At 61.0% G+C, this 25,772-nt stretch carries 22 protein-coding genes, 2 tRNA genes, 1 other RNA gene and 1 pseudogene; 3 read left to right on the top strand and 23 right to left on the bottom strand.

The window, feature by feature from the left end:
- Positions 1 to 13 precede the first annotated feature (13 nt).
- The 17 genes from PMX70_RS03970 to PMX70_RS03890 all read right to left on the bottom strand — a co-directional run bounded on the left by PMX70_RS03970 (position 14) and on the right by PMX70_RS03890 (position 16,847).
- Positions 14 to 1,015, bottom strand: a complete 1,002-nt coding sequence (locus tag PMX70_RS03970) for a hypothetical protein (protein ID WP_271742945.1) — start codon at positions 1,013 to 1,015, stop codon at positions 14 to 16.
- Between the two features lie 334 nt (positions 1,016 to 1,349).
- Positions 1,350 to 1,423, bottom strand: a tRNA-Gly gene (locus tag PMX70_RS03965).
- 6 nt (positions 1,424 to 1,429) lie between these two features.
- A tRNA-Pro gene (locus PMX70_RS03960) sits at positions 1,430 to 1,506 on the bottom strand.
- 91 nt (positions 1,507 to 1,597) lie between these two features.
- Positions 1,598 to 2,956 carry a branched-chain amino acid transport system II carrier protein gene (gene brnQ, locus PMX70_RS03955; protein ID WP_271742944.1) on the bottom strand — a complete coding sequence of 453 codons (1,359 nt, stop codon included), beginning with the start codon at positions 2,954 to 2,956 and terminating at the stop codon, positions 1,598 to 1,600.
- Between the two features lie 77 nt (positions 2,957 to 3,033).
- Positions 3,034 to 4,173, bottom strand: a complete 1,140-nt coding sequence (locus PMX70_RS03950) for an aminotransferase class V-fold PLP-dependent enzyme (protein ID WP_161145491.1) — start codon at positions 4,171 to 4,173, stop codon at positions 3,034 to 3,036.
- The gene (locus tag PMX70_RS03945) at positions 4,170 to 4,421 is read right to left on the bottom strand and encodes a putative Se/S carrier protein (protein WP_161145490.1); all 252 of its coding nucleotides are present in this window, start codon (positions 4,419 to 4,421) and stop codon (positions 4,170 to 4,172) included. The genes PMX70_RS03950 and PMX70_RS03945 overlap by 4 nt, the downstream gene beginning before the upstream one ends.
- Before the next feature lie 19 nt (positions 4,422 to 4,440).
- Positions 4,441 to 5,067 (bottom strand): sulfurtransferase-like selenium metabolism protein YedF, encoded by a 627-nt coding sequence (gene yedF, locus PMX70_RS03940; RefSeq protein ID WP_271742943.1) that lies wholly within the window; start codon positions 5,065 to 5,067, stop codon positions 4,441 to 4,443.
- 59 nt (positions 5,068 to 5,126) lie between these two features.
- On the bottom strand, positions 5,127 to 6,176 hold the full coding sequence (selD, locus tag PMX70_RS03935) for a selenide, water dikinase SelD (RefSeq protein ID WP_271742942.1): 1,050 nt from the start codon (positions 6,174 to 6,176) through the stop codon (positions 5,127 to 5,129).
- Positions 6,169 to 7,386, bottom strand: coding sequence for a glycosyltransferase family 4 protein (locus tag PMX70_RS03930; protein WP_271742941.1), 1,218 nt, complete (start codon positions 7,384 to 7,386; stop codon positions 6,169 to 6,171). Before PMX70_RS03930 ends, selD begins: the two co-directional genes overlap by 8 nt.
- Positions 7,387 to 7,400: 14 nt before the next feature.
- Entirely contained in the window at positions 7,401 to 8,165 is a 765-nt protein-coding gene (locus PMX70_RS03925) for an acyl-CoA dehydratase activase (protein WP_271742940.1), read from the bottom strand.
- A 145-nt stretch (positions 8,166 to 8,310) separates the two neighbouring features.
- On the bottom strand, positions 8,311 to 9,474 hold the full coding sequence (locus PMX70_RS03920; protein WP_271742939.1) for a double-cubane-cluster-containing anaerobic reductase: 1,164 nt from the start codon (positions 9,472 to 9,474) through the stop codon (positions 8,311 to 8,313).
- 154 nt (positions 9,475 to 9,628) lie between these two features.
- Positions 9,629 to 10,912, bottom strand: coding sequence for a double-cubane-cluster-containing anaerobic reductase (locus tag PMX70_RS03915; protein ID WP_271742938.1), 1,284 nt, complete (start codon positions 10,910 to 10,912; stop codon positions 9,629 to 9,631).
- Positions 10,913 to 11,341: 429 nt separating this feature from the next.
- Complete coding sequence (locus tag PMX70_RS03910; protein WP_271742937.1) at positions 11,342 to 12,412, bottom strand: sulfate/molybdate ABC transporter ATP-binding protein; 1,071 nt, start codon at positions 12,410 to 12,412, stop codon at positions 11,342 to 11,344.
- A gap of 3 nt (positions 12,413 to 12,415) precedes the next feature.
- Positions 12,416 to 13,897: a molybdate ABC transporter permease subunit gene (gene modB, locus PMX70_RS03905; RefSeq protein WP_271742936.1), complete on the bottom strand. Its 1,482-nt coding sequence runs from the start codon at positions 13,895 to 13,897 to the stop codon at positions 12,416 to 12,418.
- 118 nt (positions 13,898 to 14,015) lie between these two features.
- Positions 14,016 to 14,891, bottom strand: a complete 876-nt coding sequence (gene modA / locus PMX70_RS03900; RefSeq protein WP_271742935.1) for a molybdate ABC transporter substrate-binding protein — start codon at positions 14,889 to 14,891, stop codon at positions 14,016 to 14,018.
- Between the two features lie 203 nt (positions 14,892 to 15,094).
- The gene (locus PMX70_RS03895) at positions 15,095 to 15,574 is read right to left on the bottom strand and encodes a MogA/MoaB family molybdenum cofactor biosynthesis protein (protein WP_250787388.1); all 480 of its coding nucleotides are present in this window, start codon (positions 15,572 to 15,574) and stop codon (positions 15,095 to 15,097) included.
- Between the two features lie 10 nt (positions 15,575 to 15,584).
- Positions 15,585 to 16,847, bottom strand: coding sequence for a molybdopterin molybdotransferase MoeA (locus PMX70_RS03890; RefSeq protein WP_271742934.1), 1,263 nt, complete (start codon positions 16,845 to 16,847; stop codon positions 15,585 to 15,587).
- A gap of 210 nt (positions 16,848 to 17,057) precedes the next feature.
- Here PMX70_RS03890 and PMX70_RS03885 point away from each other — a divergent pair, with 210 nt between their 5' ends.
- Both PMX70_RS03885 and PMX70_RS03880 read left to right on the top strand, forming a co-directional pair.
- A complete protein-coding gene (locus PMX70_RS03885) occupies positions 17,058 to 18,479 on the top strand; it encodes a chloride channel protein (protein ID WP_271742933.1) in 1,422 nt (473 codons plus the stop codon).
- 87 nt (positions 18,480 to 18,566) lie between these two features.
- The gene (locus tag PMX70_RS03880; protein ID WP_271742932.1) at positions 18,567 to 19,529 is read left to right on the top strand and encodes a diacylglycerol/lipid kinase family protein; all 963 of its coding nucleotides are present in this window, start codon (positions 18,567 to 18,569) and stop codon (positions 19,527 to 19,529) included.
- A gap of 87 nt (positions 19,530 to 19,616) precedes the next feature.
- On the opposite strand, the pseudogene PMX70_RS03875 reads toward PMX70_RS03880, so the two are convergent.
- From PMX70_RS03875 to PMX70_RS03860, 4 genes and pseudogenes are all read right to left on the bottom strand, one after another.
- Positions 19,617 to 19,928: pseudogene (locus tag PMX70_RS03875) on the bottom strand (peptide chain release factor family protein); the annotation flags it as partial.
- A gap of 152 nt (positions 19,929 to 20,080) precedes the next feature.
- A complete protein-coding gene (locus PMX70_RS03870; RefSeq protein ID WP_117758705.1) occupies positions 20,081 to 20,659 on the bottom strand; it encodes a xanthine phosphoribosyltransferase in 579 nt (192 codons plus the stop codon).
- A gap of 160 nt (positions 20,660 to 20,819) precedes the next feature.
- Positions 20,820 to 22,124 (bottom strand): MFS transporter, encoded by a 1,305-nt coding sequence (locus tag PMX70_RS03865; RefSeq protein ID WP_271742931.1) that lies wholly within the window; start codon positions 22,122 to 22,124, stop codon positions 20,820 to 20,822.
- Positions 22,125 to 22,265: 141 nt separating this feature from the next.
- Positions 22,266 to 23,549 carry an O-acetylhomoserine aminocarboxypropyltransferase/cysteine synthase family protein gene (locus tag PMX70_RS03860; RefSeq protein WP_195620594.1) on the bottom strand — a complete coding sequence of 428 codons (1,284 nt, stop codon included), beginning with the start codon at positions 23,547 to 23,549 and terminating at the stop codon, positions 22,266 to 22,268.
- Between the two features lie 230 nt (positions 23,550 to 23,779).
- On the opposite strand from PMX70_RS03860, the gene PMX70_RS03855 reads away from it, so the two are divergent.
- Positions 23,780 to 24,226, top strand: coding sequence for a C-GCAxxG-C-C family protein (locus PMX70_RS03855; RefSeq protein WP_229089678.1), 447 nt, complete (start codon positions 23,780 to 23,782; stop codon positions 24,224 to 24,226).
- A 67-nt stretch (positions 24,227 to 24,293) separates the two neighbouring features.
- Here PMX70_RS03855 and PMX70_RS03850 read toward each other — a convergent pair whose 3' ends face one another.
- Together PMX70_RS03850 and rnpB are read right to left on the bottom strand one after the other, a co-directional pair.
- Positions 24,294 to 24,932, bottom strand: coding sequence for a YigZ family protein (locus PMX70_RS03850; RefSeq protein ID WP_192923900.1), 639 nt, complete (start codon positions 24,930 to 24,932; stop codon positions 24,294 to 24,296).
- Positions 24,933 to 25,160: 228 nt separating this feature from the next.
- An RNA gene (gene rnpB / locus PMX70_RS03845) (RNase P RNA component class A) lies at positions 25,161 to 25,522 on the bottom strand.
- Positions 25,523 to 25,772: the final 250 nt, after the last annotated feature.

Here is a 25,772-nt window from a genome sequence, read left to right as displayed (position 1 = left end):
GCGAACGATTTCGCTATCGGGAGTCGGCGTAGGGTTTTGTTGTCGGAATGCCGTAACCGCGCATCATGGCACCGAACATTTCAACGTCGTAGGTGTCCGAGAGTTTGAAATGAATGACGTTGTGGCCCATAGCGCGAAGGTTCGCGTCGCGCATGAGGGCCGCTCGATAGGTTTTTGCCGCCGATTGCTCTGGATCATTTTGAGCTTCGTCTTCAAACTTACCTAGCCCATGCAGCTCTGCCAGCGTCCATGAGCCGTCTGGCATCTGCCAACCATAATCTGCTAGATAATAGCCAGCGTTTCCCGGTCGTGTTATCTCAACTTGAAGCTCAGGCGCGGCAACCCCAGCAAGAATCATCGCTGCTCTCGCCTCGGACTCGCCGCCATTATCTGACCTGCCGTCCATAAACTCGAACATGCCAAACGCACGGGCGATGCCATGCAAACCGCGGCAATTGGCCTGTGCATACGCACACAGCTCTTCGCGATCGACATCGTACTCACGGGCCAAGCCATCGACATAGCCCAGCGCATAGCGAAAGGCGCTCGTTCGGGCGATATCAACAACCGTTCGATACGGATCCGTCAGTGTAAACAGACCGAGCCGCCACACCTCGCCCGCCCGCCAGCGCTTGTATTCAACGAACTCATACGTATCACGCCTTGTAGACCGTGGCAGCAGCACTTGCACTTTATCCAGAAGCGTATACGCCGAGCCGATGCCGTAGAGCAGCGCTGCCGTCGATCCGCAAAACACAACATCCGGTTCAACGACCGCAATAGCGGATGCCAGCTGAAAAATGCGATTTTCAACCCCAAGATTATTCCAATAGACCGGATCCGCATACACATGGTTGTAAAGACGAAGCATGAGCTCTTCCTGCATAAGCTCGCGCGCACGGCGTTCATCCCAAGGATCAATTGTTATAAGCAGCTGACTATCTTGATGAATTCCGAGGGCCGAGAATAGCATCCTTGCATATGATTGCGGAAAATGTTTGCCTTTATCGAGCATGGCCAACCCCATAACCATCACGGCGGAGAGAATGCCATTACGCTATCGCATGCTTCCGTCCGCAGGCCTTGCCAAAAGCTGACCAAAAGCTTGACGTCGCAGGTCAGAGCTTCAAAAAATATTTCCACTCTCGGTAGACGGTCGCTACGACCCTCCCAACGGCATCAAATTCCACCCTTACAAATAGTTGCGGTGAAATACGGACTACCTGGGCCGTAAAAGCCGAAAAACAGTCCGTATTTCACCGCAACTTAGGAGGGGATGTGGGGTCCCCGGCATGTATATGAAAACGGCTCTGGCACCAAATAGAGCCAAAGCCGCTAAAACTATCTTATGGAGCGGGCGACGGGAATCGAACCCGCGTCATCAGCTTGGAAGGCTGGGGTTCTACCATTGAACTACGCCCGCAAGATATGGTCGGGACGACAGGATTTGAACCTGCGACATCCTGCTCCCAAAGCAGGCGCGCTACCAAACTGCGCCACGTCCCGAAGGTGTTGAGCAGCTAAGGTCTAAACCTTGCGTGTCCCAAAGCGAAGGAAATTATAGGGGAGACTCCCCGCCTGTGCAAGCATTGATGCCCTAGCTCCTCGAATGTGCAACAAAACGACTATGGAGCAGGCCGATCACAAAGGCAACCACGGCAACCGGCGCCCACGCGGCACCGATGTCTGCCAGGGGTAGCGCATCAAACGGCAGCCACGTTCCCACAAAGAACGCATCGCGGACCGAGGTGATCACGCTCTGCACGGCAACCACACCGCCGACCCAGACCCACACCTGCGGATGAGCGTCGCAAAAGCCGTGTACCAAACCCATGAGAACCAGCACGATGGCGACGGGATACAAGGCGTTGAGCATGGGCACCGAGAACATAAGGATCACGTCGAGGCCCACGTTGGAGAGCACGCACGAAAATGCCGCGAACACAAAGGCGAGAATCGCGAAGGGGCGGCGCATGGCCTCCTCGGAGACCTCCGCTCCCCCTTCAACCACGTACGTCTCACAGAAATAGCGCGCGCAGCAACTAATGAGGCCAATGCACACGTTCATGCAGGCGAGGAAGAAGATGGCGAAGACCACAACCGTGCCGGCAAGGCCAAAGTGCATGGAGGCCGAGCGAGCAAGGATGGCAGCGCCGTTGGTGGCGTCGGGCATCACGGTGCCGAGCTGCATGCCGGCAAGAGCCAAGCCGCAATAGATGATGGCCATGAGCACGCCGGCGATCACACCGGAGCGCGAAATCTCAAAGGCCACGCGCTTGTCATCGGTAACACCCAGCTCGTGAATGGTCTCGGCGATGATGATGCCGAAGGCGAGCGACGCAAGCAGGTCCATGGTCTGGTAGCCGGTCAAGAAGCCTTGGACCGCAGCGCCGGCATCATAGGGAGCTTGCGGGGCAGCAGCCGGTCCCAGCGGCGAAATCACGGCGGCGCCGACAACGAGTACGATGAGCGCAATGAGCGCGGGGCCAGTAATGCGACCGAGCACGCGCGTGATGACGCCGGGGCGCAGCGTAAGTGCAAATGCGACCACGAAGAAGGCGACGGCGAAGACCAAGCGCGCGGTGCCAAGCGAAACACCCTCGGGCAGCAACGGTACCAGCATCTCAAACGCCGTGGAGCTCGTGCGCGGAATAGCCAGGCACGGGCCGATGGCCAGATAGACCGCCGCAACGAAGAATTCGCCAAACTTGGGATGCACGCGGCCGGCAAGCTCGCGGGCCGTGCCAGCGAGCGCGACGGCGATAAAGCCCATGACGGGCAGGCCGATGGCGGCAATCAAAAAGCCAACCATGGCAAGCGGTGTGGCCGTGCCGGCCTGGAGCGCCAGCAACGGCGGAATGATGAGGTTACCGGCGCCAAAGAGCATCGAGAACAGCGCAATGCCGACGGTAACGACATGGTCGGAGCGCAGGCCGCGCGGAGCGGATGAGGCCATAGGCACACCTTTCGGGTCGAAACAAAAACGGGACGGGCAAATACACCCGTCCCGCAAGTATAAACGGTCTAGCAGCTTTAGCAGGCTAAATCGCACAGAGCATCGATAGCCGTGTCGACTTCTTCGGTAGTGTTGAAATACCCAAACGAGAAGCGGACGACGCCCTGGCGCTCGGTCCCCAGCGCACGGTGCATGAGCGGGGCGCAATGGGCGCCGGGGCGCGTCGAAATCCCCCACCCTTGCATGAGCGCATCCGAGATCTCGGCAGAGTCGATATCGGCTACGTTGAGCGACACAATCGCAGAGCGCGCCTGCTGGTCAAAGGCACCGTAGAGCTTAATCCCCGGAATCTTGCGCACACCGGCAAGGAAGCGATCAGCGAGCGCACGCTCGTGGGCAGCAATCGCCTCGACCCCACCCTGGGCCTCGATAAAGTCGAGACCAGCGGAAAGTCCCGCGATGCCATGACCGTTGAGCGTGCCCGCCTCAAGGCGCGTGGGCCACCCAAGCGGCTGCAGCGCATCGAAGCTGTGCACGCCCGTGCCGCCCATGGCCCACGGAGCCACGTCAATGCCCTCCGCCACGGCCAGGCCGCCGGTCCCCTGCGGACCCATGAGCCCCTTGTGACCGGTAAAGCACACGACGTCGAGCCCCATGGCATCCATGTCAATCTTCGCCGTGCCGGCAGACTGCGAAGCATCGACGATCACCAGCGCGCCGGCCGCATGCGCGATGGCAGCCACGCGCGCAATGTCGACCGCGTTGCCGGTCACATTGGAGGCGTGCGTCACCACCACAGCACGCGTACCGGGCGTGACAAGCCGCTCGAGCTCGTCGTAGTCGAGCACGCCGTTGGTATCACAGCCCGCATGCTCAACCGTCACACCCTGCTCTGCCGCCAGGCGGTTGAGCGGACGCAGTACGGAGTTGTGCTCGAGCACCGTTGTGACCACACGGTCGCCGGGGCGCACCACGCCATTGATGACGGTGTTGAGCGCCGCGGTGGAGTTGGGCGTAAAACAAACATGGTCAGCACGCGGGCAGCCCAGCAAGCGCGCAAGCTTGGCGCGGCAGCCGTGGATGGTACGTGCCGCATCGAGCGCACCCGAGGTGGCACCGCGCCCAGCATTGCCGAGCGAGCACATCGCCTGCGTCACGGCATCGATGACCGTCTGCGGCTTGTGCATGGTCGTCGCCGCGTTATCCAGGTAGATCATCGCACGACCTCCCACATATTAATCACGGTATAGCCCTCAGTGGGAACGCCCGCCGCGGCGAGTTCGCCGCGCAGCAGCTCCTCATCGACAGGCAACGCCTTCCACGCCAAACCGCAGCCGGCAGCGACCTCCCCGGGCACGGGAATCGTCCGCCCGGGAAGACCGCGCTCGATGCACAGGGACTCGCAACCCATGGCGGCCGCCGTGGTGGGAAACGTGATGACAAGCGCCGGGCGCTTCTCCCTCATGGCAACTCCAACCAATACGCTACGGGCGCACGACGCGCACGGCCTGCTCCATCTTCTCCACGATCACGTACATGTTGGTGACCTCGCCCACCGCAAGCTGGTCCTTAATGTCAAAGTGGTCCAGGCAGGTACCGCAGGTGAGAATCTCGACACCCTGCTCCGCCAAGCCCTTCAGGTCATCGAGCACCGGCGAGCCCTCGACGGTGAGCTTGGCACCGCCGTTGTAAAACAGCATAGTCGCGGGCAGCTCCTCCTGCTGCGTCACGGCAAAGATGAAGGCCTTCATGAGCTTGTGGCCCAGCTCATCGTCGCCGCGGCCCATGCAGTCGGTGTAGACGGAAATGACGAGCTTGCCCTTGCCGGCGCTGGCATTACAGAAGACAGCGCCATCCTGCTCGGGATCGGCCACGGCAACGGCGCCAGAGGTCGCCACGGTCACGTGCCACTCGGCGTCAGAAACCTTCTCGACCGAGGCCGTGCAACCCTTCTCCTGCGCCATCTTGGAGATGTTCTTGACGGCGGTCTCGTTATCGACCGAGGTCACGACGGTGCCCTCGCCATCGAGCTGCTTCAGAGCTTTGAGCGTCTTGACGACGGGCAGCGGGCAGGCATCGCCCATGGCATTGACTTCAATCTTGGTAGACATAGTTTTTCCTTTCAAAAGGGACCGCCCAGAACAGTAGGCGGTCGCATAAACGGTTTTCCTTAATGCACAACGCGAACGGCAGGACCACCTGGCACCGGCACGCACACGCGACCGACGACGGCGGCGATACGTCCTTCAGCATGTAGACGGCACGCAAGCTCATCAACATCGGCAGCAGGTGCCGCGATGAGTAGGCCACCAGACGTCTGCGGATCGTACAGCGCATCCAGCATGCCCGGCTCCAGATCCTCGTCGGCAGCCACACGCGGGCCAAAGAAGTCCTGGTTGCGGTAGGAGCCCGCGGGGATAATGCCCAGACGCGCCATGTCGAGCACCTGATCAAAGAGCGGCACCGATCCCGACGCAAGCTCAACTTGCACGCCCGAGCCCTCGGCCATCTCGCACGCGTGCCCGATCAGGCCAAAGCCCGTAATGTCGGTGCAGCCGTGAAGTTCGAGCCCCTCGGCCAGACGAATCGGCGCCTCGTTGAGGGTGCGCATCGAGTCAAACATGGCTGCGGCCTCGTCCTGCTCGATAAGCTCGCCCTTAATGGCCGTGGTGATGATGCCCGAGCCGATCGCCTTGGTCAGCAGCAGAACATCGCCCACGCGTGCGCCGCTGTTGGCGAGCATGCGGTCGAGCGCGACAAAGCCGCTCACGGACAGGCCGTACTTGGGCTCGTCGTCGTTGATGGTATGGCCGCCCGCGATGGAGCAACCCGCCTCGACGCACTTGTCGGCGCCGCCCGCCAGAATCTGACCGGCAACCTCGATGCCCAGACAACTGGGTATGCAGAGTAGGTTCATGGCATGGCTCGGCCGCCCGCCCATGGCGTAGATGTCCGACAGCGAGTTGGCCGCGGCAATCTGGCCAAATAGAAACGGGTCGTCGACCATCGGCGGGAAGAAGTCGATGGACTGCACGAGACCCAAGTTATCGCCAACGCGAAAGACGCTCGCATCGTCGGAGGTATCAAACCCCACGAGCAAGTTGTCGTTATGCACATTGGGTAAATCGCCCAGGACCTGGGCGAGGGCTCCAGGAGCCAACTTAGCGGCTCAACCGCTCGCGGCCGTCATAGACGTGAGCCTCATGGTGTCCTTAGCCATACGAACCCCCTTCCAACAAATCAACGACTTTAAGTATACGCCCCAGGCACGCTTCCCAAGAGACCGCCGACGGCTCGAACGTCGAAGGCGGAGCCGCAAGCGCCTGCGCAATAGCATCTGCCAGCGCACGCTCAAACAACGGAAGGTCGGCCGCCACGGGCGTGTCGACATCCGTCATACGCGGCGACGCCACCCACGTCACGGGAGCACCGGGAAGCATCGCCTCCATCCAGGGACGAACGCCGGGCAAATCAGTCGCCACAACTTTGCAGCCGCACGCGAGGGCCTCGATCGTCACGAGCGGCAGACCTTCGTAAAACGAAGGCAGCACAAAGACGTCGGAACTGCGGTAGGCATGCACGAGTCCATCGCTATCCAGGCGCCCCGCCAGCGTCACCGGCACATCCGAGGCCGCGACCAAGCGCTCGATACGCGCGTACTCGGCATCGTCCCCGCGGCCGCCCACAAGTACCAAGCCAGATGGGCGGACGTCATCGTCAATCGGCAATGACATGGCTCGAACCAGCGACTCGACGCCCTTTTTAAAGCAAATCTTGCCCACGTACACAAGCGATCCCGGCTGCCTCGCCACGCTTGCGTCGCGACAGAAGACGCGATGGTCGTAGCCCGTCCCAATCACGTGGATGCGATCGGTATCGACGCCGCACACCAGGCTAATCTGCTCAGCCTGCTCAGCATGGAGCGCAAAGACGGCATCGAGCCGACGAACCGCACTTACGATGCGATCGCGCTCGAGCGCATGCGAACGCAGCTGGCGCAGGTCGGTCGAATGGCACACTGCAACAACTGGCACGCCCCGGACACACTCGCGCGCCAATGCGGTCACCAGATACAGGTGATGGCAGAGCACCAGATCGGGCCGAAACTCAGCCACCGCCCGATCGATTGCAGCAGCAAATGCCCGCTCAAATGCCTTGAGCATCGAAGGCGTCAGATCACGATAGCGTGTAGAGGGATAGGGCATGACATCGGACATACCGCAGATGGGAAACGGCAGCTCGGGCGACTCGAACGGTACGGCAAACACGGCAGCACGTCGGTCCAGCTCGCCTTGGGTATCACCCGGAGCCGCGCCGCAAAGCACGGCGGAGCGATGCCCCGTCTCGATCTGTTCGCGCACGAGCGCGGCAAGGTAGGTGCCGCTGCCGGTGCTATCTGGTTTTTGTGCCGAGATATTGAGGATGCGCATGTCGCGGTACACCCCTAGGCCAAGGCGGCGGCGCGAATCGCCGCGCCGATGGCACCGGCAAAGCGAGCCTGGGGCGAGGTGGTCACCGGCGACCCCAGTAGCTCGCCCAACCGCTCCACCACGAAGGCATTCTCGCACAGGCCACCGGTCAGGTAGTATGGAGCGCCCGCGGCCTGCCCGGCCATGGTCGCCACGCGCGAGACCACGCTGTCGATCACGCCACGCGCAATGTTCTCGCGCGGCTCGCCGCGACCGATCAGGCTGATGACCTCGCTTTCGGCAAACACCGTGCACATGCTGGAAATCTTGGTAGGCTCGCCGGTGCGGGCGAGGTCTGCCATCTGCTGCTGGGTAATGCCCAGGCGGTCGGCCATGATCTCCAAAAAGCGCCCCGTGCCGGCGGCGCACTTGTCGTTCATGGCAAATTTGGCCACGCGGCCGCCTTTAAGCTGGATGACCTTGGTGTCCTGACCACCCACATCGATCACGGTGCCATGGTCACCAAACAGACGCACGGCACCGGTGCCGTGGCAGGTGATCTCGGTCACGACCTTGTGCGCATAGGGCACGGCAACACGGCCGTAGCCAGTCGCGACCACGCGAGCATCTTCGGCCGTCACGTCATAGCCGGCCGCTGCCAGTGCCTCGCGCAGCCGCTCGGAAGCATCGACCGACGAGAACCCGGTTGGCTGCACACACGTCCACGCCACCGAACCCTCTCCATCGACCACAGCAGCCTTTGCCGCCGTAGACCCGATATCGATCCCGATCCCCATCATGGCTCACTCCCAATCTAAACATCAAAGCGTTCAGGCGCCTTAGCTCTAGGTTTCTCAGGTGCCGGAGATTGCCCCGAAAGAGGAGCGCAGCGTACTTTGGTACGCAAGCGACGGTTTGAGGGGCAAGATCCGGTGCCTGAGGAAGCTAGAGCGTCTCGATAAAGGCGGCGATTCGGGTCTCGATCTGACCCATGTCGCCATTGCTATAGTCGGTCTCGATCTTCATGTACGGAATGCCCGCACCCTCAATGGCCTCCTGCATACGAGCACTCTCAACGTTGAAGGTGTGGCACGCCTGCAGCACGCTCTCGACAACGCCATCGACGTGGTACTTCTCGCACATGACCAGTGTGTTTTCCATACGACCGTCGTTTGGCGTCATGACCGAGCAGTTAATGTCCAGGTAGCGATCGGCAATGGCGCGCAGGATATCGGGCGCATCCGGATCGATCATCATGGCCGCCGTGCGCTCGCCCGAGCAGTCGTCCATGCACACGACCACGCCGCCGTTGGACTCGATGGTGCGACCGATCTTGTTGATCACGCCGCCCACCGGGCAACCGGTGATCAGGATGCGCTTGGCATCCGCCGCGACCGGGCGCTCACCCGCGTCGTAGGCTTCGTGCAGCCTGGCAACCTTTTGCTCCAGCTGCTCCGTATAGGCCTCGATATCAAAGCTGAACGTACCAGCGAACATGGTGCTCATCAGGTCGACGCCGCTCATGGCCGCCGGCTGGTTGGCCTGCAGCGCAAACATCTCCAGCTGCGCGGCACGCAGGCGGTTTCGACGACGAACGGCAGCGCGCAGGTCATCGTCGGTAATCGTGATGCCGTAGAAGTTCTCGAGCTCCTCCTTGAGCATGCGGCATTCCTCGTACCAGCCCTCACGCTCGTAGGCGCGATCGCGGCCCTGCGGAAGATGCAGGATGTGCGTGCGCTTGAGCTCGTTGAGGAGCTCGTACATCTTCTTTTTGCCGTCGCAGGTGGTCTCACCGATGATCATGTCGCTAAAGTACGTAAACGGGCACTTTTGCGAGTAGGCAAATCCGTAGGTCGACTTGATGAGCGGGCACAGGTTTGCCGGCAGCACCTTCTCGGCATCGGGGATCACCTCGTCGGACGTACCGCACAGCGCCACCGTCGCCGCGCCCGCGGCATCGGTGATCTCGAGCGGTGTGTAGCTGCACAAGAAACCGATCAGACGGTTGCCGGCCTGCTTGTAATCCTTAACGCGAATAAACGCCGCCTTACGCTGCTCGTTGAACTCCTCAAACGTTCTGGGCAACGGCTGCTCCATATTTTCCGACATATAACTCCTTAACAAACTTTTTGACCAACCGAGGAAACGGCTTTCCCAGGAGCCCGAGGTTGCCGTGAAAGAGGAACGCCGCGTATTTTGGTACGTAAGCGACGGTTTGAACGGCAAGATCGGGTGCCTGGGGAAGCCGCCGGAACGGATACCCCTAAATGGTTTCCAAGAAAGCCTCGATCCTGGTTTGCAGTTGGCCTGCATCCTCGCCGGCGTAGTCGGTCGTGATGTGCATAAACGGAATGCCGGCTTCCTCGGCGGCCTTCTCCACGACAAACGACTCCATCTCGTAAAGCGTGCAGAACTGCAGGGCCACGTCGACGATACCGTCGGCATGCAGGTCCTTGGCCATCTGGACAATATCCTTCATACGCTGGTCGTTGGGCGTAAAGACGGCACAGTTGATCTTAAAGTAGCGCTCGGCGATGGCATCGAGCATCTCGTCAACCGTCTCACCGGACTCGTCAACCAGATCCTTGTAGTAGCGCGAGCCCGTGCAGGACTCCTCGCCCACCACAACGCCGCCGGCCTTCTCGATGAGGTTGAACAGCTTCCAGTTGGGCACGGCCATGGGCGTGCCGGTGTACAGGATACGCTTGGTCCCCTTGGGCGCCACGCCCTCGCCGGCCTCGACACGCTGCTCGCACTCAGCCGCCATATCATTGATGGCTCCGGTCAGACGCGGCGTGTCGTCCATAAAGGCGGCCTGAACGGTCAGCAGGCTGTCGAGACCACTGATGGGCGCCGGGTCGGCAGCGCGCGTGGCAGCGAGGCGCTGCAAGGCGCGGCGCTTCTCATTGACGGCGTGGACGGCAGCCTTCAGACGCTCGGGCGTAATCTTGACGCCGCACTCTTCCTCGATCTTGGCGGCGAGCTTCTTGACCTCGGCCTTCCAGGTCACGAGCGTAGACTCGTCGTGCACGTTGGGAATATCCATGACGTACATGTTCTTTTGCGTTGCAAAGAACTCGTAGGCCTTCTTCTTGCCATCGCAGGTGTTCTCGCCTACCACCAGGTCACTCGACTCAATGTAGGGGCAGACCTCGCCCAGCTTAAAGCCGGCAAAGCTCTTGATGAGCGGACAGGTGTTGCGCGGCAGGTGCTCCTCGACCTTGTCCGTTGCCCAGTCGGCACCCGAGCACAGGCCCACGGGAATACCGTCGCAGGCGAGCACAATCTCCTCGGGCACATACACGCAGAACGAACCGACGATCTTGGTGGCCTCGCCGGCCTCCTTCTTGTCGAGCATCTCCTTAATGCGGCCGCTGTGGATGTTGGTGGCAACAAAATCAAGGTAGGACGTGGACTTGGGGCGATTGTTCTGCGTCAGGAACATATCCCCGTACATCTGGCCCACGGCGCCCAGCAGCATGTCGTGGTCGGCAAGATTCATGCCGAGGCTCTCCCACATCGGATGGAAATCGAATTCTTCAGCCATGGCGGTTCCCCTCTCGAACCAAAAATGAATAGCTACGGTATTGCTGCACGGTGGGGGGCGAAAACCCAACCGCGCGTAAACCCGGAATTTTGGGGAACCTGCCTTGCGATCGGTTATTTAGTTGTGCGTCGTCTCTCCCGGAGCCGTGAACATACCTGCTCATATGCGACTCCGAGCCATATAGAGGGCGCGCGCGGCAACGCGGCGAATGTATGTCGTCTGCGGCATGTGCGCACCCTCCTTAACCAGTCAAGGTCAACTATATCAGCGGTCATCGTCCAGACGAACACCGTTGACATTCGTACGACAGCCTCGCGTGCCGTCGTTTAATAAATAATTATCTTGATTGATAAGAGTCTGTCATCCCTCATTCGGCAAGCGGCAAGACAAAGCCGCCGAGGCTTATATCCCCGACAGCATTACCCGGCGCTATCGACAAACCAGGTGGATCCTACTCGCATCGAAGTGCATGCGCAGCGTCTCGCCTGCTTGCGGCAGCCCGTCGGCAGCAACGTTCACTTTGTTGACCTTCCACTGCAGACGCGTGGGCGCATCAGCGCGCGGCACGTCCAGCAATACCAGCCGCTCAAAGCGCGAATCGCTCACACGGGCCACGTGCAAATCATAGCTGTTGCGCCCCCGCTCAGCGCGATTGTCAACATGGAAGTAGCTTGCGCGAATGCCCAGGAACGCCACAGTATCGGGAACCTCGCGACCCACGTTAAAGCTCATGCCCCAGTCGAGAGCCTCGACTTCCTCGTCGCCGACCTTGCGCGCCCGGCTTGTGTTCTTGCACCCCGTCAGGCGCAGTGCCGCCAGCGTCTGCGGACGGCGGACCACGTCCTCGACGGAGCCGATCTCCTCAACATGCCCATCGTGCATCACGCAGATACGCTGGCACAGGCGACATGCCTCGTCGATATCGTGGCTCACGTAGAGCACGGTGCGGTTGCAGACATCGAACAGGTCGAGCATATTCTGCTCGAGGGCGCTCTTGAGGTACGCATCGAGCGCACTCATGGGCTCGTCGAACATAAAGATGCCCGGATGCGCCGCCACCATGCGCGCAAGCGCCACACGTTGCTGCTGACCGCCCGAAAGTCGTGCGGAATAGCGGTCGGCAAAATCGGCTAGACCGAAAATGCTCAGATAGCGCTCGGCGAGCTTTTTGCGCGCGGCGGCATCGCCCGCGCCCTTTACACCGGCACATACGTTATCGGCCACCGTCATGTTGGGAAACAGCTGATAGTTTTGGAACAGCAGGGCGCATTTGCGCGCCTGGGGCGACAGGTTGATGCCCGCCGCCGAGTCAAAAAAGGTCACGCCGTTGACGACGATCTTGCCCTCGTCAGGCGTCTCCACACCGGCAATGCAGCGCAGCGTACAGCTCTTGCCACAACCCGAGGCGCCCAGCAGCGCCACGCGCTCCTCGCCGGCCTCGAGCTGCATGTCGAGAGTAAAGCCGGGATAGCGCTTTTTGATATCCAGAACGAGCGACATGGCTTATCGACCTCCCTTTGCGACCGTGTCATCGCGCATAAGCTCGGCCAACGCCTCGCGATCGATACGCAGCGCATCTCCGCCGACTGGGTCGAGCGAATCGGTCTGGCCGCCCAGCTGCTTGGCCTGCTTGCGCTCCGCGCGGGACAGGCCGCGCTCGCGATACTTTTGCGAATGCGCCGTGTACATGTTGATGAATAGGATGACCAGGAAACTGAACGCAATTACGACCACGACCCAAAAGAGGGCCACCGACGTGTTGCCGCCCATCCACTCAAAGTAGATGGCGATGGGGATGGTCTGGGTAATGCCGGCGTAGTTGCCCGCAAAGAACAGGGTGCAGCCAAACTCGCCCATGGCACGCGCGAAGGCGAGCACCGTGCCGGCGGCAATCGAGGGCCAGCCAAGCGGCATCATAAGCTTGGTAAAGATGCGACGCTCGGACCAGCCAAGCGTGCGCGCCGCATCGAGCATCTGCGTGTCGAGGCTCTCGAAGGCTCCGAGCGCCGTGCGGTAGACCAGCGGAAACGACACAACGACGGCCGAAATGACCGCCGCGGGCCAGGTAAAGACGATCGAGATGCCGTGCGCGATGAGCCACCGGCCCACCCCGGTCGAGCGGCCAAACAGCATGAGGAGCAAAAAGCCGCAGACCGTGGGCGGCAGCACCATAGGAATCGTAAAGACCGAATCGAGCAGGCCCTTGATGCGACTCGAGGTACCCATAGTCTTCCACGCGGCAAACAGGCCCAGTGCAAAGGCAATCACTAGGGCGAGGCCGCTCGTTTTGATAGACACCCAAAACGGACGGTAGTCGATACCACCAAAGAAGACTGCGGCGCGCTCCGCCAGCGACGGCGGCATCGTCGTCGACACGTCCGCATACCGCACGAGGGCGGCATTATCACTCCACAGGACGCCGTCACCCAAGTCAAGCTCGACATTCGCGGCGTCGGCGGCATTCACCACCGTGTAGTAATCGCCGTTGCCGCCCTTCACCTTAAACTGATAGCGGTAATCGCCCTGCACCAGCGCGTTATCCGAGGTAAAGACCCATTCGAGCTTAGAGTCCTCCAGCAACGCCCCACCCATGGAGTGCGACTTGTCGAGCCCTACGAGCATCTTCTTGAGCGCCTTTTGGTCATCTGCCTTTGAGATGTCGAACCCCGCGTCTTTGGCGGCATGGGCGTCGACCCAGACCACGATGTTCTCGGGCGTCGTCACCGTCACGAGGGTCGTCTTCTTGTAAATGAGAAATCGATAGCCCTCGGGCTGACCCGCAAACGAACGGGACGTGCCCTTGGCATTGCGCTCAAACGCGTTGAGGCCAAACCCGACACCATCGATAAGCGCGGAATCTTCGGTCGCCTGGCACCCATCGGCGGTGGTGAAGAGCGCCTCGGCCCGGGCAACTCCGGGCCGCGCGATCAGCGCGCACAGGACCGCAGCCAGCACAGCCAGCAGGCGAATCGTTTTTCTTGACACGGGCGACTCCTCAAACACACGGTAACGGCGCTGTGGGTACGCCGCTTCTATCTAAAAAGGGCGGGCGATCGCAAGAACGCCCGCCCTCAAGGATATCGTTATCCAGTGCTCTACCGCACTACTCGGAAAGCTCAAAGCCGTACTTAGCCCAAATCTTCTGAGCCTTCTTGTTGGTCAGGCAAAAGTCGATAAACGCCTTGGCCTCGTCGGCGTGCTCGGAGCTCTCGGCAACGGCACCCGGGTACACGATGGGCTTGTGCGAATCCTCGGGGCACACGAAGGCCTCCTCGATACCGTCGTAGCGGAAGATATCGGAGCTGTAGACAAAACCGGCCACGCAGTCGCCTGTGGACACATAGGCGGCGGCGGTACCAACTTTGTCGGCCAGGGCCACCTTGTCGGCGATCTCGGGAGCATACTCGCCATCGTCGCCCTCGGTGCCGGTGTAGAGGCCCACGGAGGCCAGGGCCTGGTTGGCGTACTTGCCGGCGGGAACGGTCTTGGCGTCGCCGATGGCGATCTTGCCGTCCAGATTCGCGACGTCGGCGATGACCTCGACCTTGGTGTCGGAGCCCTCGGCGCGAATGATCACGAGATCGTTGACGAACATATCCTCACGGGTGTCGGCGTCGACGAGCTCGGCGGCCTCGGCGTCGTCCATGGTGCCCTTGGAAGCGGTGATGAGCACGTCGACCGCAGCACCGGCGCGCATCTGCTCGACAAGGTCGCCGGACGCTTTGAACTGCGTGTCGGCAAACGTGGTACCGGTCTGCTCGGTGTAGAGCTCCTGAACCTCGGGCAGAGCCTTCTCGAGCGAGTTGGCGGCAAAGACCTGCAGCTCGACAGCCTTCTTCTTAGAGGAAGACTTGGCGGAGCCGGCATCGGAACCAGCGGGCTCGGACGTCTTGTTGCCCGAGCAGCCAGCAAGGCCAAAGCCGGCGGCAGCGGCAGCAGAAAGCGAGACAAAACCGCGGCGTGAAACCATATCGAACATATTCAACCCTTTCGGACCTTGTGCCCGGGTACCCCACCGCGGGCTTTAAACTGCAATCAGATTATACTTCTGCGAGAATAATGATAGTGAGAAATTATTCTCGCCAGAGAATATAGTTTCGAGTTGCCGTGCACCTCGGCGTCGCTTCGGCGGAAAACAAAGGCGGAGCAGCCGTTCAGGTCGCCCCGCCGCAGGTAAACCGCTTAGTTGGTATGTCCGCCGCCCGCTGTCATCTGAGCCGCATGCTCCAGCTGGTCTGCTATGGCCTCCCAGCTTTCGCGGGCGGCCTTCGTAGAACCGGGAAAGTTTACGACAAGCGTATGACCTCGTTGCATGCAAATAGCGCGCGAGAGCATAGCGCGGCGCGTCTTGGTCATGGAGTACGCACGGATTGCCTCTGCAATACCCGGCACATCGCGGTCGCAGACGGCACGCGTCGCCTCGGGCGTCACGTCGCGCATCGAAAGTCCCGTGCCGCCACAGGTGAGCACGACATTGGCGTGGCACTCATCGGCAGCTTCCACAATGGCATCACCGATCTCGCTGGCGTCGTCGCGCACGACCACATGTGAGACGACCGTCCAGCCCTGCGCCTTGATAAGTTCCTCGAGTGCGGCTCCAGCCTCGTCCTGAGCAAGATCGCGCGTATCCGAGCACGTCACGATCGAAATCTTCAACTCCATAGTCTTCCTCCTACAACACCGTGCCCTCGGGCAGGTCGACACGCACGACACCCACGACGTCGCCCGCCTTGAGCTCGCACGGTCCTTCGTCAATACGCAGCAGGCAGTTGGACCGCTGCATCGTGCCGAGCAGCGCCGAATTCTGCGTCTTGGCCTCGGTCACCAACAGCTCACCGGTCTCGGGGTCGCGCAAAACCGTGGCGCGATCGAAGAAGCGTCGGTCCTGGCGCTTTTTCACGCCGTGCGTGAGCGTCGCCTGCTGCACGGGACGCGCACCCACGGCAAAGCCACGCATCTTGCGAATCGCCGGGCGCGCGAGCATTTCAAAACCCACGTACGCCGCTGCCGGATTGCCCGAAAGCCCCAGATACGGTTTGCCGCCGAGCAGGCCAAACGTGATGGCCTTGCCGGGGCGCATCGAGATGCGGTCGAACAGGACCTCGCCTTCACGCTGGACAAGCGCCGTCACGTAATCGCAGTCTCCGGCCGAGGCGCCACCGCTCGTAATGACAAAATCGCACTCGCGCACCGCGCGGTGCACGAGCTCGGATATCGTCCGCTCGTCGTCGGGCGCAATGCCATAGAACACAGGCTCGGCGCCAGCATCGAGCGCCTCTGCCATCAGCGCTGACGAATTGGAATCGCGAATCTGACCACGCGCCGGCACCTCACTTGGCGAAACCAGCTCCGTACCCAGCGAGATGATGCCCACGCGAGGCGCGGCGTGCACCTTCACGCTCGCGTATCCGGCGCTTGCCAGCAGGCCCGCACCCGCCGGAGCCACAACCTCGCCGGTGTGCATCACGACATCTCCGACATGGGCCTCCTCGGCGGCAGAGCGAACATTCTCCCCTACCTTTACCGGTGCCGAAAAGCACACGTGCGAGCCCTCGTTGCCATCGCCGTCAAGAACCTCGACGATCTCGTACTTCACCACGGCATCAGCGCCCTCCGGCACCGGCGCACCCGTCATGATACGCACCGTCTCGCCCGCGCCGATCGTGCCCTCAAACACGTGACCCGCCGCCTCGTGCCCGACAACGGAAAGCGTCACCGGCGCATCGGTTGACGCCGTGACAAGATCAGCGACGCGTACGGCATATCCGTCCATAGCGCTGTTGGCAAACGGCGAGATATCGATATCGGCCACGGTATCCTCGGCCAAGGGAAGACCGGCGGCCTGCCACACGGGAATCTCGACGAGATCGGTCGGAACAACGTGCGACAGAACAATCGACTGCGCGTCCTCCAGCGGAATGAGTTTCTCTGCCATATGCACCTCTTAATGCCACGGCGCACAACAGGGGCGCCGATTCTTTATGCTTGTCTCAGTATAATCCCCCGACGCGCGGCCGCGACTTGGCCTGTACCCGCAAATACACCTGTCGGTTGCAGGCCGCGAAACAGAATGGAAACCAACCCACCGGCTCGTCGCGTTTACCGCGTTTTATAATGCTTGCGTTGCAACCTAAAAGAGGAACGTATGGCTCATAACGACAAACCCGAAAGCGCAAACGAAGCGCAGGATCATCCCCAGCCGCTCGACGACGGCGGCTTTTTCTCCCTGAACGACGTCATCATGGCAGGCAGGCATCAGCTCACCCGCTCCGAGCATCTCTTGGCTGCCGACACGCGCCGCAACGTCCGCAACCTACTCGCGAGCGCCAAGTTGCTCGTACTCGTCGTCATCGTCTCGCTCGCCATGGGCGTTGCCGCTTGGGCGTTTTTGGCCTCGTTGAATATCGCGACCGACTATCGCGAGCACCATGCGTGGATTTACGCGCTGCTTCCCGTTGTGGGCGTTGCCACCGCATGGGTGTACAAAAACCACGGTCTTGCCGCCAAACGCGGTAACAACCTGGTCATCGACTCCGCTCTGGGCACACGCCTCATCCATATGCGCATGGCCGTCCTCACCTTCGTCTGCTCCACGCTCACGCACCTAACGGGCGGATCGGCCGGTCGCGAGGGAGCTGCGGTGCAGATTGGCGGCACCATCGCCAGCAACATCTCGAGCCTCGCCCACCTCAAAAAGCATGACCACCACGACCTCATGCTCGCCGGCATCTCGTCGGCCTTTGGCGCCGTATTCGGCTCGCCCCTTGCCGGGGCTTTCTTTGGCATGGAGATGTGCTTTATCGGCAAAATCGACTACACCGCGGGCATCTACTGCTTGGTCGCCTCGTTTACCGGCTACTTTACATCACTCGCCCTGGGTACCGAGTACGAAGCGAATGTCATCGCCAGCGTTCCCGCTATGACGCCCAAAACGGTCGTCATCGTTGTTATCAGCGCCATTATCTTCGGTCTGACGGCACGCCTCTTTGCCTGGTCGGTTCGAACCGTCAAGAGCCTGTACGGTCACATTATCACCAATTACCTCGTTCGCGCGCTCGTGGGTGCGCTCGTGGTGCTCGCGGCCTACGCGATGCTCGACGCCTGGAAGTATGCCGGCCTTGCCACCTGGCTCTCAGGCGCCGGGTTCGCCGGCAACACCACCCTGGCGGACGCAGCCATCAAGCTCGTGGTTACGGCCCTCACCCTGGGCGCCGGCTTCCAAGGCGGCGAGGTCACGCCCCTGTTTGGCATCGGTGCGGCACTCGGCGGCTGGATCGGTTGCCTCGTCGGAATCGACCCCAGCTTTCTGGCGGCGTTAGGCATGCTCGGCGTGTTCTGCGCCGGCCTCAACGTGCCCATCACCACCTGCATGATGGCCATCGACCTGTTCCACGGCACGGCCGCCGGGTTCTTTGTCATCGTGGCCTTTATCAGCTACCTAACCGGCGGACACCGTGGCGTGTACCCCGCCCAGCGCATCATCTCACCCAAGCGCCGTTCGCTTATTGTGGATGAGGGCGGTACGGTAGCGGATGCTATCGAGCGCCACAACGACCTGATAGAGTAGACGTAAATATTCGCCGTGCAGCCACAATCGGGGGCAATTCGACCTGAGCGCGACCGCACCGTCACGTCATACGCCGGGAGTCACCCCATGCACGCAACTGATTTTGGTCGCACGCTCATCATCGCCAACCCAGCCGCCCAGTCGGGTGCGGCGCATGAAGTTGCCGAGCGCCTGCAGCGCTTTTTGGACATGACTGCACGCGCATCCCAGTTTGACCTGATGCTAACCGAGCGCATGGGACATGCCAAGGGACTTGCCGCACAGGCTCAGGGCTATCGCACCGTTATCGCCCTTGGCGGCGATGGCGTGATCCACGAGGTCGTCAACGGGCTTATGACGCAAGAGGAGGACGCCCGCCCCGCTCTTGCCGTCCTGCCCGTGGGCTCCGGCAACGATTTTGCCCAGACGCTCGACATCGACGATTTCTCCGGCAAGGATTTTGGCGCGCTGCTCACCTGCGAGCTGCAGCGTCAGGACGTCGGGCGCATTCGCTCGTGGAGCCCTGCAAGCGGCAGCGGCGAGGCTACCGTTGAGTACTACGACCAGACGCTTTCGGTCGGCATCGATGCCGCCATCGGCCTGGGCACCACCGAGCTGCGCAAAAAGACCGGCTTGACAGGCGCGCCGCTCTACACCCTCTCGGGACTTGAGCAGTTTGGCCTACGCTATCGCAACTACCCCATGACAGTCAGCTTTGACGGGACGCCTGCCGAGCGCGTGAGGGCGATCATCATGGCGATTCAGCTGGGCCCTACCTATGGATCGGGTTATCGCATCTGTCCCGACGCCGACCCCTGTGACGGTATATTCGACGTCTGCTACGCCTGCGGCCCCGTCCCTCGCGCGGTAGCCCTGCCTATGTTCCTTTCGGCCAAAGACGGCCACCACACCAAGCTGCCACCGGTTCGCATGCGCCGCTGTCGCCATGCTGAGCTTACCTTTGAGGAGCCCGACTACCCCATCCAGGCCGACGGCGAGCCCATCGTCGCCTCGCGCATCGAGGTCGACATCCTCGCCGGCGCCCTCCACGTCTGGCACCCCACCCGCTAACCCCACCTAAGTTGCGGTGAAATAGGGACTGTTTATGCAGCAAAAACCGCAAAACAGTCCCTATTTCACCGCAACGTATTGAGAAGATCATTCGTCGCTGCCCAGTTTGCGACGGTTGGCCTTTTTGATAGCGTTGAAGTGCTTGTCGTTGAGCCTGCGCTGGCGCGATCGCTGAGGCACCTTGGTCTTTACGCGTCGGCGCGGTGGACGCCCGCGACGCTCAAGCTCTGCCCTCAGCTTACGCAGACAGCAGCTGCGATTCTGAAACTGACTGCGGCTCTCACGCGCCGTCACGACAATCCCCGTGGGCCCATGCTTCATGCGCACCGCCGAGTCCGTCGTGTTCACGCCCTGTCCGCCCGGACCCGTCGCGCGAAACACCTGCACCTCGCAATCGCGTGCCAGCTCCTCGACCGACATCTCGGCATAGCGCGCATACTCGCGCCATCCCATCTTGTTCTCATCCATATCAATACCTCCCCTCATACAAAAAATGTGACAAAGGGACAGTCCCTTTGTCACATCGCATACCAATCGCTTGTGCTGCGCGCCTAGGCGAACGTGATCTCGCCGTTCTCGCAGTCCATTTCGGCGATACGGGCCAGGCTCTCAACGCGGAAGCCGCGCTCGCGGAGCTTATCGCCGCCGCCCTGGAAGCCCTTCTCCACCGCAATACCGATGCCGGCAACCTCGGCGCCCGCAGCCTCGCAGATCTTAATAAGGCCCTCAAGCGCGCAGCCGTTGGCCAGGAAGTCGTCGATAATCAGGACCTTATCGCCCTCGGACAGGAAACGCTTACCCACGATAACCGGGTACTCCTTCTGCTTGGTAAAGGAATAGATGGTCGTGGCATACTGCTCGCCGTCAAGGTTGATGGACTGGGCCTTCTTGGCAAAGACCACCGGCACGCCGCCAAAATGCTGAGCCGCGATGCAGGCCATACCAATGCCCGAAGCCTCGATCGTCAGGATCTTGTTGATCTCGACACCCTCGAACAGACGGGCCCACTCGGCACCCATGTGGTCGAACAGCTCAACGTCGCACTGGTGGTTGAGGAAGGCATCAACCTTAAGGACGTTACCGGCCTTTACGATGCCGTCATGGCGAATACGATCCTCAAGCTCCTGCATGGCGCAACCCCTTCTCGCGGCAACGATACCGCGCGATTAATAAACGTTGTTCGATAGTCTACCACGGACCGACCCCCGCCCGCCCCACAAGCCACATCGCACCATAAAGCTGCAAGACCAGTAGATAGGCCCGATTCGTGGCAGACAGCCTCCCAACACGCTAATGCCGGGTGCGCGTCCTCACCAAACGTACCAATGTGAGCGCAAAGCCCACGGTAGCAACGGCCATCAGCACGTAGAATACCAAACGGAAGCCAAAGAGGAACACGTCCGGACGACCCGCCACATAGCTCGTGACCGTCTTGCCCATCGCCGCGCTCGTCTGTCCATACAGGATGCGCGACGCCGCCGTAATACCCAGCGCTATGCCCGCATAGCGCGCCAAGCTGCTCAAGCTGCCCGCAAAGCCAAGCGCCTCACGCGGAGCCGAACCCATATACAGCGAATTATTGGGACTCTGGAAGATCGACGTGCCGCACGACATAAACGCGACGCAGCACACAATCATCAAGATGGAAGAGTGCTCGTCAAGCGTGCTCACCGCAAAGAGACCGCACACGTACACGCCCAGGCCAACGGCCGTGGGCGCTTCACAACCAACACGGTCGGACACCGAGCCCGAAAGCGGGCCCACAAAGGCATTCACGACCGGCATCGCCAAAAACAACAGGCCGGAGATATCGGAGCTAAAGCCGTGGGCATCCTGAAAGTAGAACGGCAGCACAAACTCGGAGGCACCGATACCCACGAACACGATAAGCATGCAAGCCAGGTTAATCGTGAAAGCCGAGCTCGCAAAGCAGCGACGCGCCGCCTCTGTCAACGGCATAGGGCGTTCGCCAGCCTCCGGCTTCACATGCGGCAGCGTATAGAGTCCCACGATAAACGAGATTACGCCAATGGGCAGATTGATAAGGAAGATGCTCTCCCAGGGAAAGCTCGCCACCAGCACGCCGCCGAGCACGGGGCCGCACATCATGCCAAGAGCCACAAAGGTCGCCAGAATGCCCATGGCACGGCCGCGCTCACGCGCCGGAAACGACTCGGTGATGATGCCCATATTGTTGGCCATCGCGGCGGCACAGCCAATGCCCTGCACGGAACGCGCCAAGATAAGCACCTCGAGCGAAGCCGAAAGCCCGCAAAGCAACGAGCCACCCGTAAAGACGATTACACCAAGCTGGAACACATTCACCTTGCCGCGCACATCGCCCAAGCGGCCAAACGGCAGCATGGCGACGCACGTCGCGAGCAGATACACCGAGCTCACGAGCTGAATGCGGTCGAGACCCACCCCCAGCTCCTTTTGCATCACTGGGAGCGCCACCGTCACGATGCTCGCATCCAGACACGCCATAAAGGTCATGACGAGCACGGTGAACAGAATCGCCCATTTATTCTTACCGTGGGTGTCGCCCTCTAGGGCAATGTGTTCGCGGCGCAGCTGCTCGGCAGTTTTCTCCATGTATATCCTTTCTATCGTGCAACGCAAAAACGGGACCCCAATCGCCTACAAACGGACACGATCGGGGTCCCGCCTACGGAATCGGAACTATGAGGACGTCGTCAGCCGAAAAGCCGTCCCACGCCTCGCACGCACGCTAGCCTAGCACTGCTCGAGTGCCTGCTCAAGGTCGGCAATCAAATCGGCCGTATCCTCAAGGCCGCACGACAGGCGCACCATATCGGCGGAGATGCCGCAGGCGATGAGCTCCTCGTCGTTCATCTGGCGATGGGTGGCGTTTGCCGGGTGCAGGCAGCAGGTGCGGGCATCGGCCACGTGCGTGGCAATCTGGGCGAGCTTAAGACTCTTCATAAAGGTCTCGGCCGCCGCACGACCACCGGTAAAGCCAAAGCTCACGACGCCGCAGGTACCGTTGGGCATGTACTTCTGAGCCATGTCGTAGTACTTGTCGCCCTCTAGGCCCGGATAGCTCACGAAGCGCACTTTGGGGTGGCCCTGCAGGAACTTGGCGACCGCCAGACCGTTCTCGCAATGGCGCGGCATACGCACGTGCAGGCTCTCGAGCGAGCTGTTCAGGAAGAACGCCGCCTGCGGGTTCTGCATGGGGCCGAGGTCGCGCATGAGCTGCGCGGTAGCCTTGGTAATAAAGGCGCCCTCGCGGCCGAACTTCTCGGCATAGGTCACGCCGTGGTAGCTCTCGTCGGGCGTGGTGAGACCCGGGAACTTGTCCGCATGGGCCATCCAGTCAAACTGACCGTGATCAACGATCACGCCGCCCAGGTAGGCCGCGTGACCATCCATGTACTTGGTGGTGGAATGCGTGACGATGTCGGCGCCCCACTCAAAGGGACGGCACATCACGGGCGTCGGGAAGGTGTTGTCGACCATCAGCGGCACGCCGTGGTCGTGCGCGGCCTTGGCAAAGCGCTCAATATCGAGCACGGCAAGCGCGGGGTTAGCGATGGTCTCGCCAAAGACGAGCTTGGTATTGGGCTGGAAAGCGGCCTCCAGCTCCTCATCGGTGCAGTCGGGTGCGACGAACGTGCAGGTCAGGCCCATGCGGCCCATAGTGTGAGCCAGCAGGTTGTAGGTGCCGCCGTAGATGGCAGAGCACGCAACCACGTGATCACCGGCACCGGCGACGTTAAAGATGGCGAGGAAGTTCGCAGCCATGCCCGAGCTCGTGAGCATCGCAGCGGTGCCGCCCTCCATCTCGCAGATCTTGGCAGCAACCAGATCGCACGTGGGGTTCTGCAGGCGGCTGTAGAAGTAACCGGACTCCTCCAGGTCAAACAGCTTGCCCATATGCTCGGACGTATCATACTTCCACGTGGTGGACTGGTAGATAGGCACCTGGCGCGGCTCCGCGTCACCCGGGCGGTAGCCGCCCTGAACACATGTGGTACCGATAGTCTGCTCGCTCATATCTTGCTCCCTTGCCTGGGTTTTAGTTTTATTCGGTTCACGATACCGCTACCCTGCACCCCTCTCAACCCATCCCAAAGGTAGGTTATGGGACTAATTAATCAAGGGTTTTATCTCAAGCCTTGGGCATTTGCTCGATAGATAAAAATGAGGCATACATGAAGCTCTCGATGATTACATGCACCGTCACGGGTACCATAGGCGAGTACACCGTAACCAAGGAGACAACGATGAAGCAAATCGATACGGCCCAGCTCGACATCAACGCCTGTCAGGCTCAGGCTGCCGAATACCACGCCCGCGGCTTTAACTGCGCCCAGGCCGTCGCCTGCACCCTCGCGCCTGCCGTCGGACTCGACCCCCAGATCGCCTTTACCCTCACCGAGGGCTTTGGTGCCGGCATGGGCGGCATGACCGAAACCTGCGGCGCCATCTCGGGCGCCGTGGCCATCATGGGCTTCGTGATGAGCGACGGCATGGAAAACCCCAAGACCAAGGGCCAGACCTACAAGCTGTCGCGCGAAATCGCCAAGCGTTTTGGCGAGAAGAACACGACGACCGTCTGCGGCACGCTCAAGGGCATCGGATCGGACAAGGGTCCGCTTCGCAGCTGCCCCGGCTGCATCGACGATGCCGTCGAAATCGCCTGTGATGTACTAAAGCAGCTCGCCGAGTAAACGGCAGCACAGAAAAACGACGGCCGGCGCGCTTGGGATCCATCCAAAAGCACGCCGGCCGTCGCCGTTAGAACTCGGCAAATACGGGAGCACCGACCTCGATCTCCTCGCGCCCCGCCATAAGCTCGCGCATCCTGGCGCAAAAAGACTCCTGCTCCCCCGCCTTAAACACCAAGTGAAGTGTCACGGCATCCGCGTAATCGGTATCCGAAACCTTGGCACCCGAATCCTGCGCCAAGCGAAGCACCTGCTCATACTGCGGATAGGCCACATGCACGTCAACAGGCACGACGCTCGTCATCTCGACGATCTGCCCGGCCTCCCGAGCCGCGGCCACCGCCGCTTGCGTCGCCGCGGTATAGGCGCGTACCAAGCCACCAGGCCCCAACAGCGTGCCACCAAAATAGCGCGTCACTACGCAGCAAACATTTTTGAGCCCCGCGCCGCGCAACACCTCGAGCGTCGGCATACCGCTCGTGCGGCTCGGCTCACCGTCATCGCTTTGACGCTCGCGTCCATCGACCAAAATCCACGCGGGAACATTGTGTCGAGCGTCGTAATGACGTTTGCGAACGGTCTCGATAAAGGCATTCGCCTCATCCTCGGACTCAATATGGACCAGCTGGGCAATAAACCGGCTCTTGCGGTCCACAAATTCGCCCGAAACCTCAATATTCGATTGCAGAGTAAAATAGCTGTCCAACAAAGCCCCTCAACAAAATAAAGCGCAGCAACAAACAGCCTCAATAATACGGCAAAGACAGCACCGTTGACCTCGCCAACAAGAACGGAAACGCCAATGATACCGTCACCAACAGCGAAAACCCGTCAGCGCGAGCAAGGTGCCTTGAAAGACAAGGGCATTGACCTTATGGTCATGCCCGAAGGCTTGAAAGGCAGATTGCCGCGCTGACGGGTTCGCAGCGTCAACAAAGTGCTGAGTGGGCCGATAAGCCGGGTTCTGTCGTGAACGGTCATTTATCTTGTCTGCACGTTACCGTGCAGTTCCACGCACGCTACCCGAACGCGGACCGGGCCGGCCCATAGCGTTCCTATTCGCGCTTGCTCCGGATGGGGCTTGCCAAGCCGCCGTGTTACCACGACGCTGGTGGTCTCTTACACCACCGTTTCAGCTTTTCCCTTTACGCCTTGCGGCGCAGGTGGGAGTCTTCTTTTCTGCGGCGCTTTCCGTCGGATCACTCCGCCCGGCCGTTAGCCGGCATCCCGCCCTCTGGAGCCCGGACTTTCCTCACGCGTGCTGCAAGCAGCACATCGCGCGACCGTCTGGCCCACTCAGCAGTGCAAGAGTGTAACACACCGTTGCCGCAGGCAATGGCACAACGCAAACGCTCGACACGATAAACCAAGAACCGCCATGCGCTACAATGGTCCTGTCGATGGGCAACGTCGTCAGTCGAGACGCGACCGCGCTCCACACCCCTCCGTCTACTCGGTGTGTTCCCGCCTCCTCCCCGAGGCGGGATGTCGGCATTTTTCATGCACTGACAACCCAATAGCCTGTGGACAGCCCGGGCAGCATCGCGCA

This window comes from Collinsella aerofaciens (assembly GCF_028206795.1).
In the GTDB taxonomy this organism is placed as follows: Bacteria; Actinomycetota; Coriobacteriia; order Coriobacteriales; family Coriobacteriaceae; genus Collinsella; species Collinsella aerofaciens_AX.
This window is presented reverse-complemented; position numbering and strand designations above follow the sequence as displayed.

Bases quoted from the DNA above. Each gene is read 5' to 3' on its own strand.
- PMX70_RS03970 (WP_271742945.1), bottom strand. From the start codon at position 1,015: ATGCTCGATAAAGGCAAACATTTTCCGCAATCATATGCAAGGATGCTA.
- brnQ (WP_271742944.1), bottom strand. From the start codon at position 2,956: ATGGCCTCATCCGCTCCGCGCGGCCTGCGCTCCGACCATGTCGTTACC.
- PMX70_RS03950 (WP_161145491.1), bottom strand. From the start codon at position 4,173: ATGATCTACCTGGATAACGCGGCGACGACCATGCACAAGCCGCAGACG.
- PMX70_RS03945 (WP_161145490.1), bottom strand. From the start codon at position 4,421: ATGAGGGAGAAGCGCCCGGCGCTTGTCATCACGTTTCCCACCACGGCG.
- yedF (WP_271742943.1), bottom strand. From the start codon at position 5,067: ATGTCTACCAAGATTGAAGTCAATGCCATGGGCGATGCCTGCCCGCTG.
- PMX70_RS03930 (WP_271742941.1), bottom strand. From the start codon at position 7,386: ATGCGCATCCTCAATATCTCGGCACAAAAACCAGATAGCACCGGCAGC.
- PMX70_RS03925 (WP_271742940.1), bottom strand. From the start codon at position 8,165: ATGATGGGGATCGGGATCGATATCGGGTCTACGGCGGCAAAGGCTGCT.
- PMX70_RS03920 (WP_271742939.1), bottom strand. From the start codon at position 9,474: ATGTCGGAAAATATGGAGCAGCCGTTGCCCAGAACGTTTGAGGAGTTC.
- PMX70_RS03915 (WP_271742938.1), bottom strand. From the start codon at position 10,912: ATGGCTGAAGAATTCGATTTCCATCCGATGTGGGAGAGCCTCGGCATG.
- PMX70_RS03910 (WP_271742937.1), bottom strand. From the start codon at position 12,412: ATGTCGCTCGTTCTGGATATCAAAAAGCGCTATCCCGGCTTTACTCTC.
- modA (WP_271742935.1), bottom strand. From the start codon at position 14,891: ATGTTCGATATGGTTTCACGCCGCGGTTTTGTCTCGCTTTCTGCTGCC.
- PMX70_RS03895 (WP_250787388.1), bottom strand. From the start codon at position 15,574: ATGGAGTTGAAGATTTCGATCGTGACGTGCTCGGATACGCGCGATCTT.
- PMX70_RS03890 (WP_271742934.1), bottom strand. From the start codon at position 16,847: ATGGCAGAGAAACTCATTCCGCTGGAGGACGCGCAGTCGATTGTTCTG.
- PMX70_RS03885 (WP_271742933.1), top strand. From the start codon at position 17,058: ATGGCTCATAACGACAAACCCGAAAGCGCAAACGAAGCGCAGGATCAT.
- PMX70_RS03880 (WP_271742932.1), top strand. From the start codon at position 18,567: ATGCACGCAACTGATTTTGGTCGCACGCTCATCATCGCCAACCCAGCC.
- PMX70_RS03870 (WP_117758705.1), bottom strand. From the start codon at position 20,659: ATGCAGGAGCTTGAGGATCGTATTCGCCATGACGGCATCGTAAAGGCC.
- PMX70_RS03865 (WP_271742931.1), bottom strand. From the start codon at position 22,124: ATGGAGAAAACTGCCGAGCAGCTGCGCCGCGAACACATTGCCCTAGAG.
- PMX70_RS03860 (WP_195620594.1), bottom strand. From the start codon at position 23,549: ATGAGCGAGCAGACTATCGGTACCACATGTGTTCAGGGCGGCTACCGC.
- PMX70_RS03855 (WP_229089678.1), top strand. From the start codon at position 23,780: ATGAAGCAAATCGATACGGCCCAGCTCGACATCAACGCCTGTCAGGCT.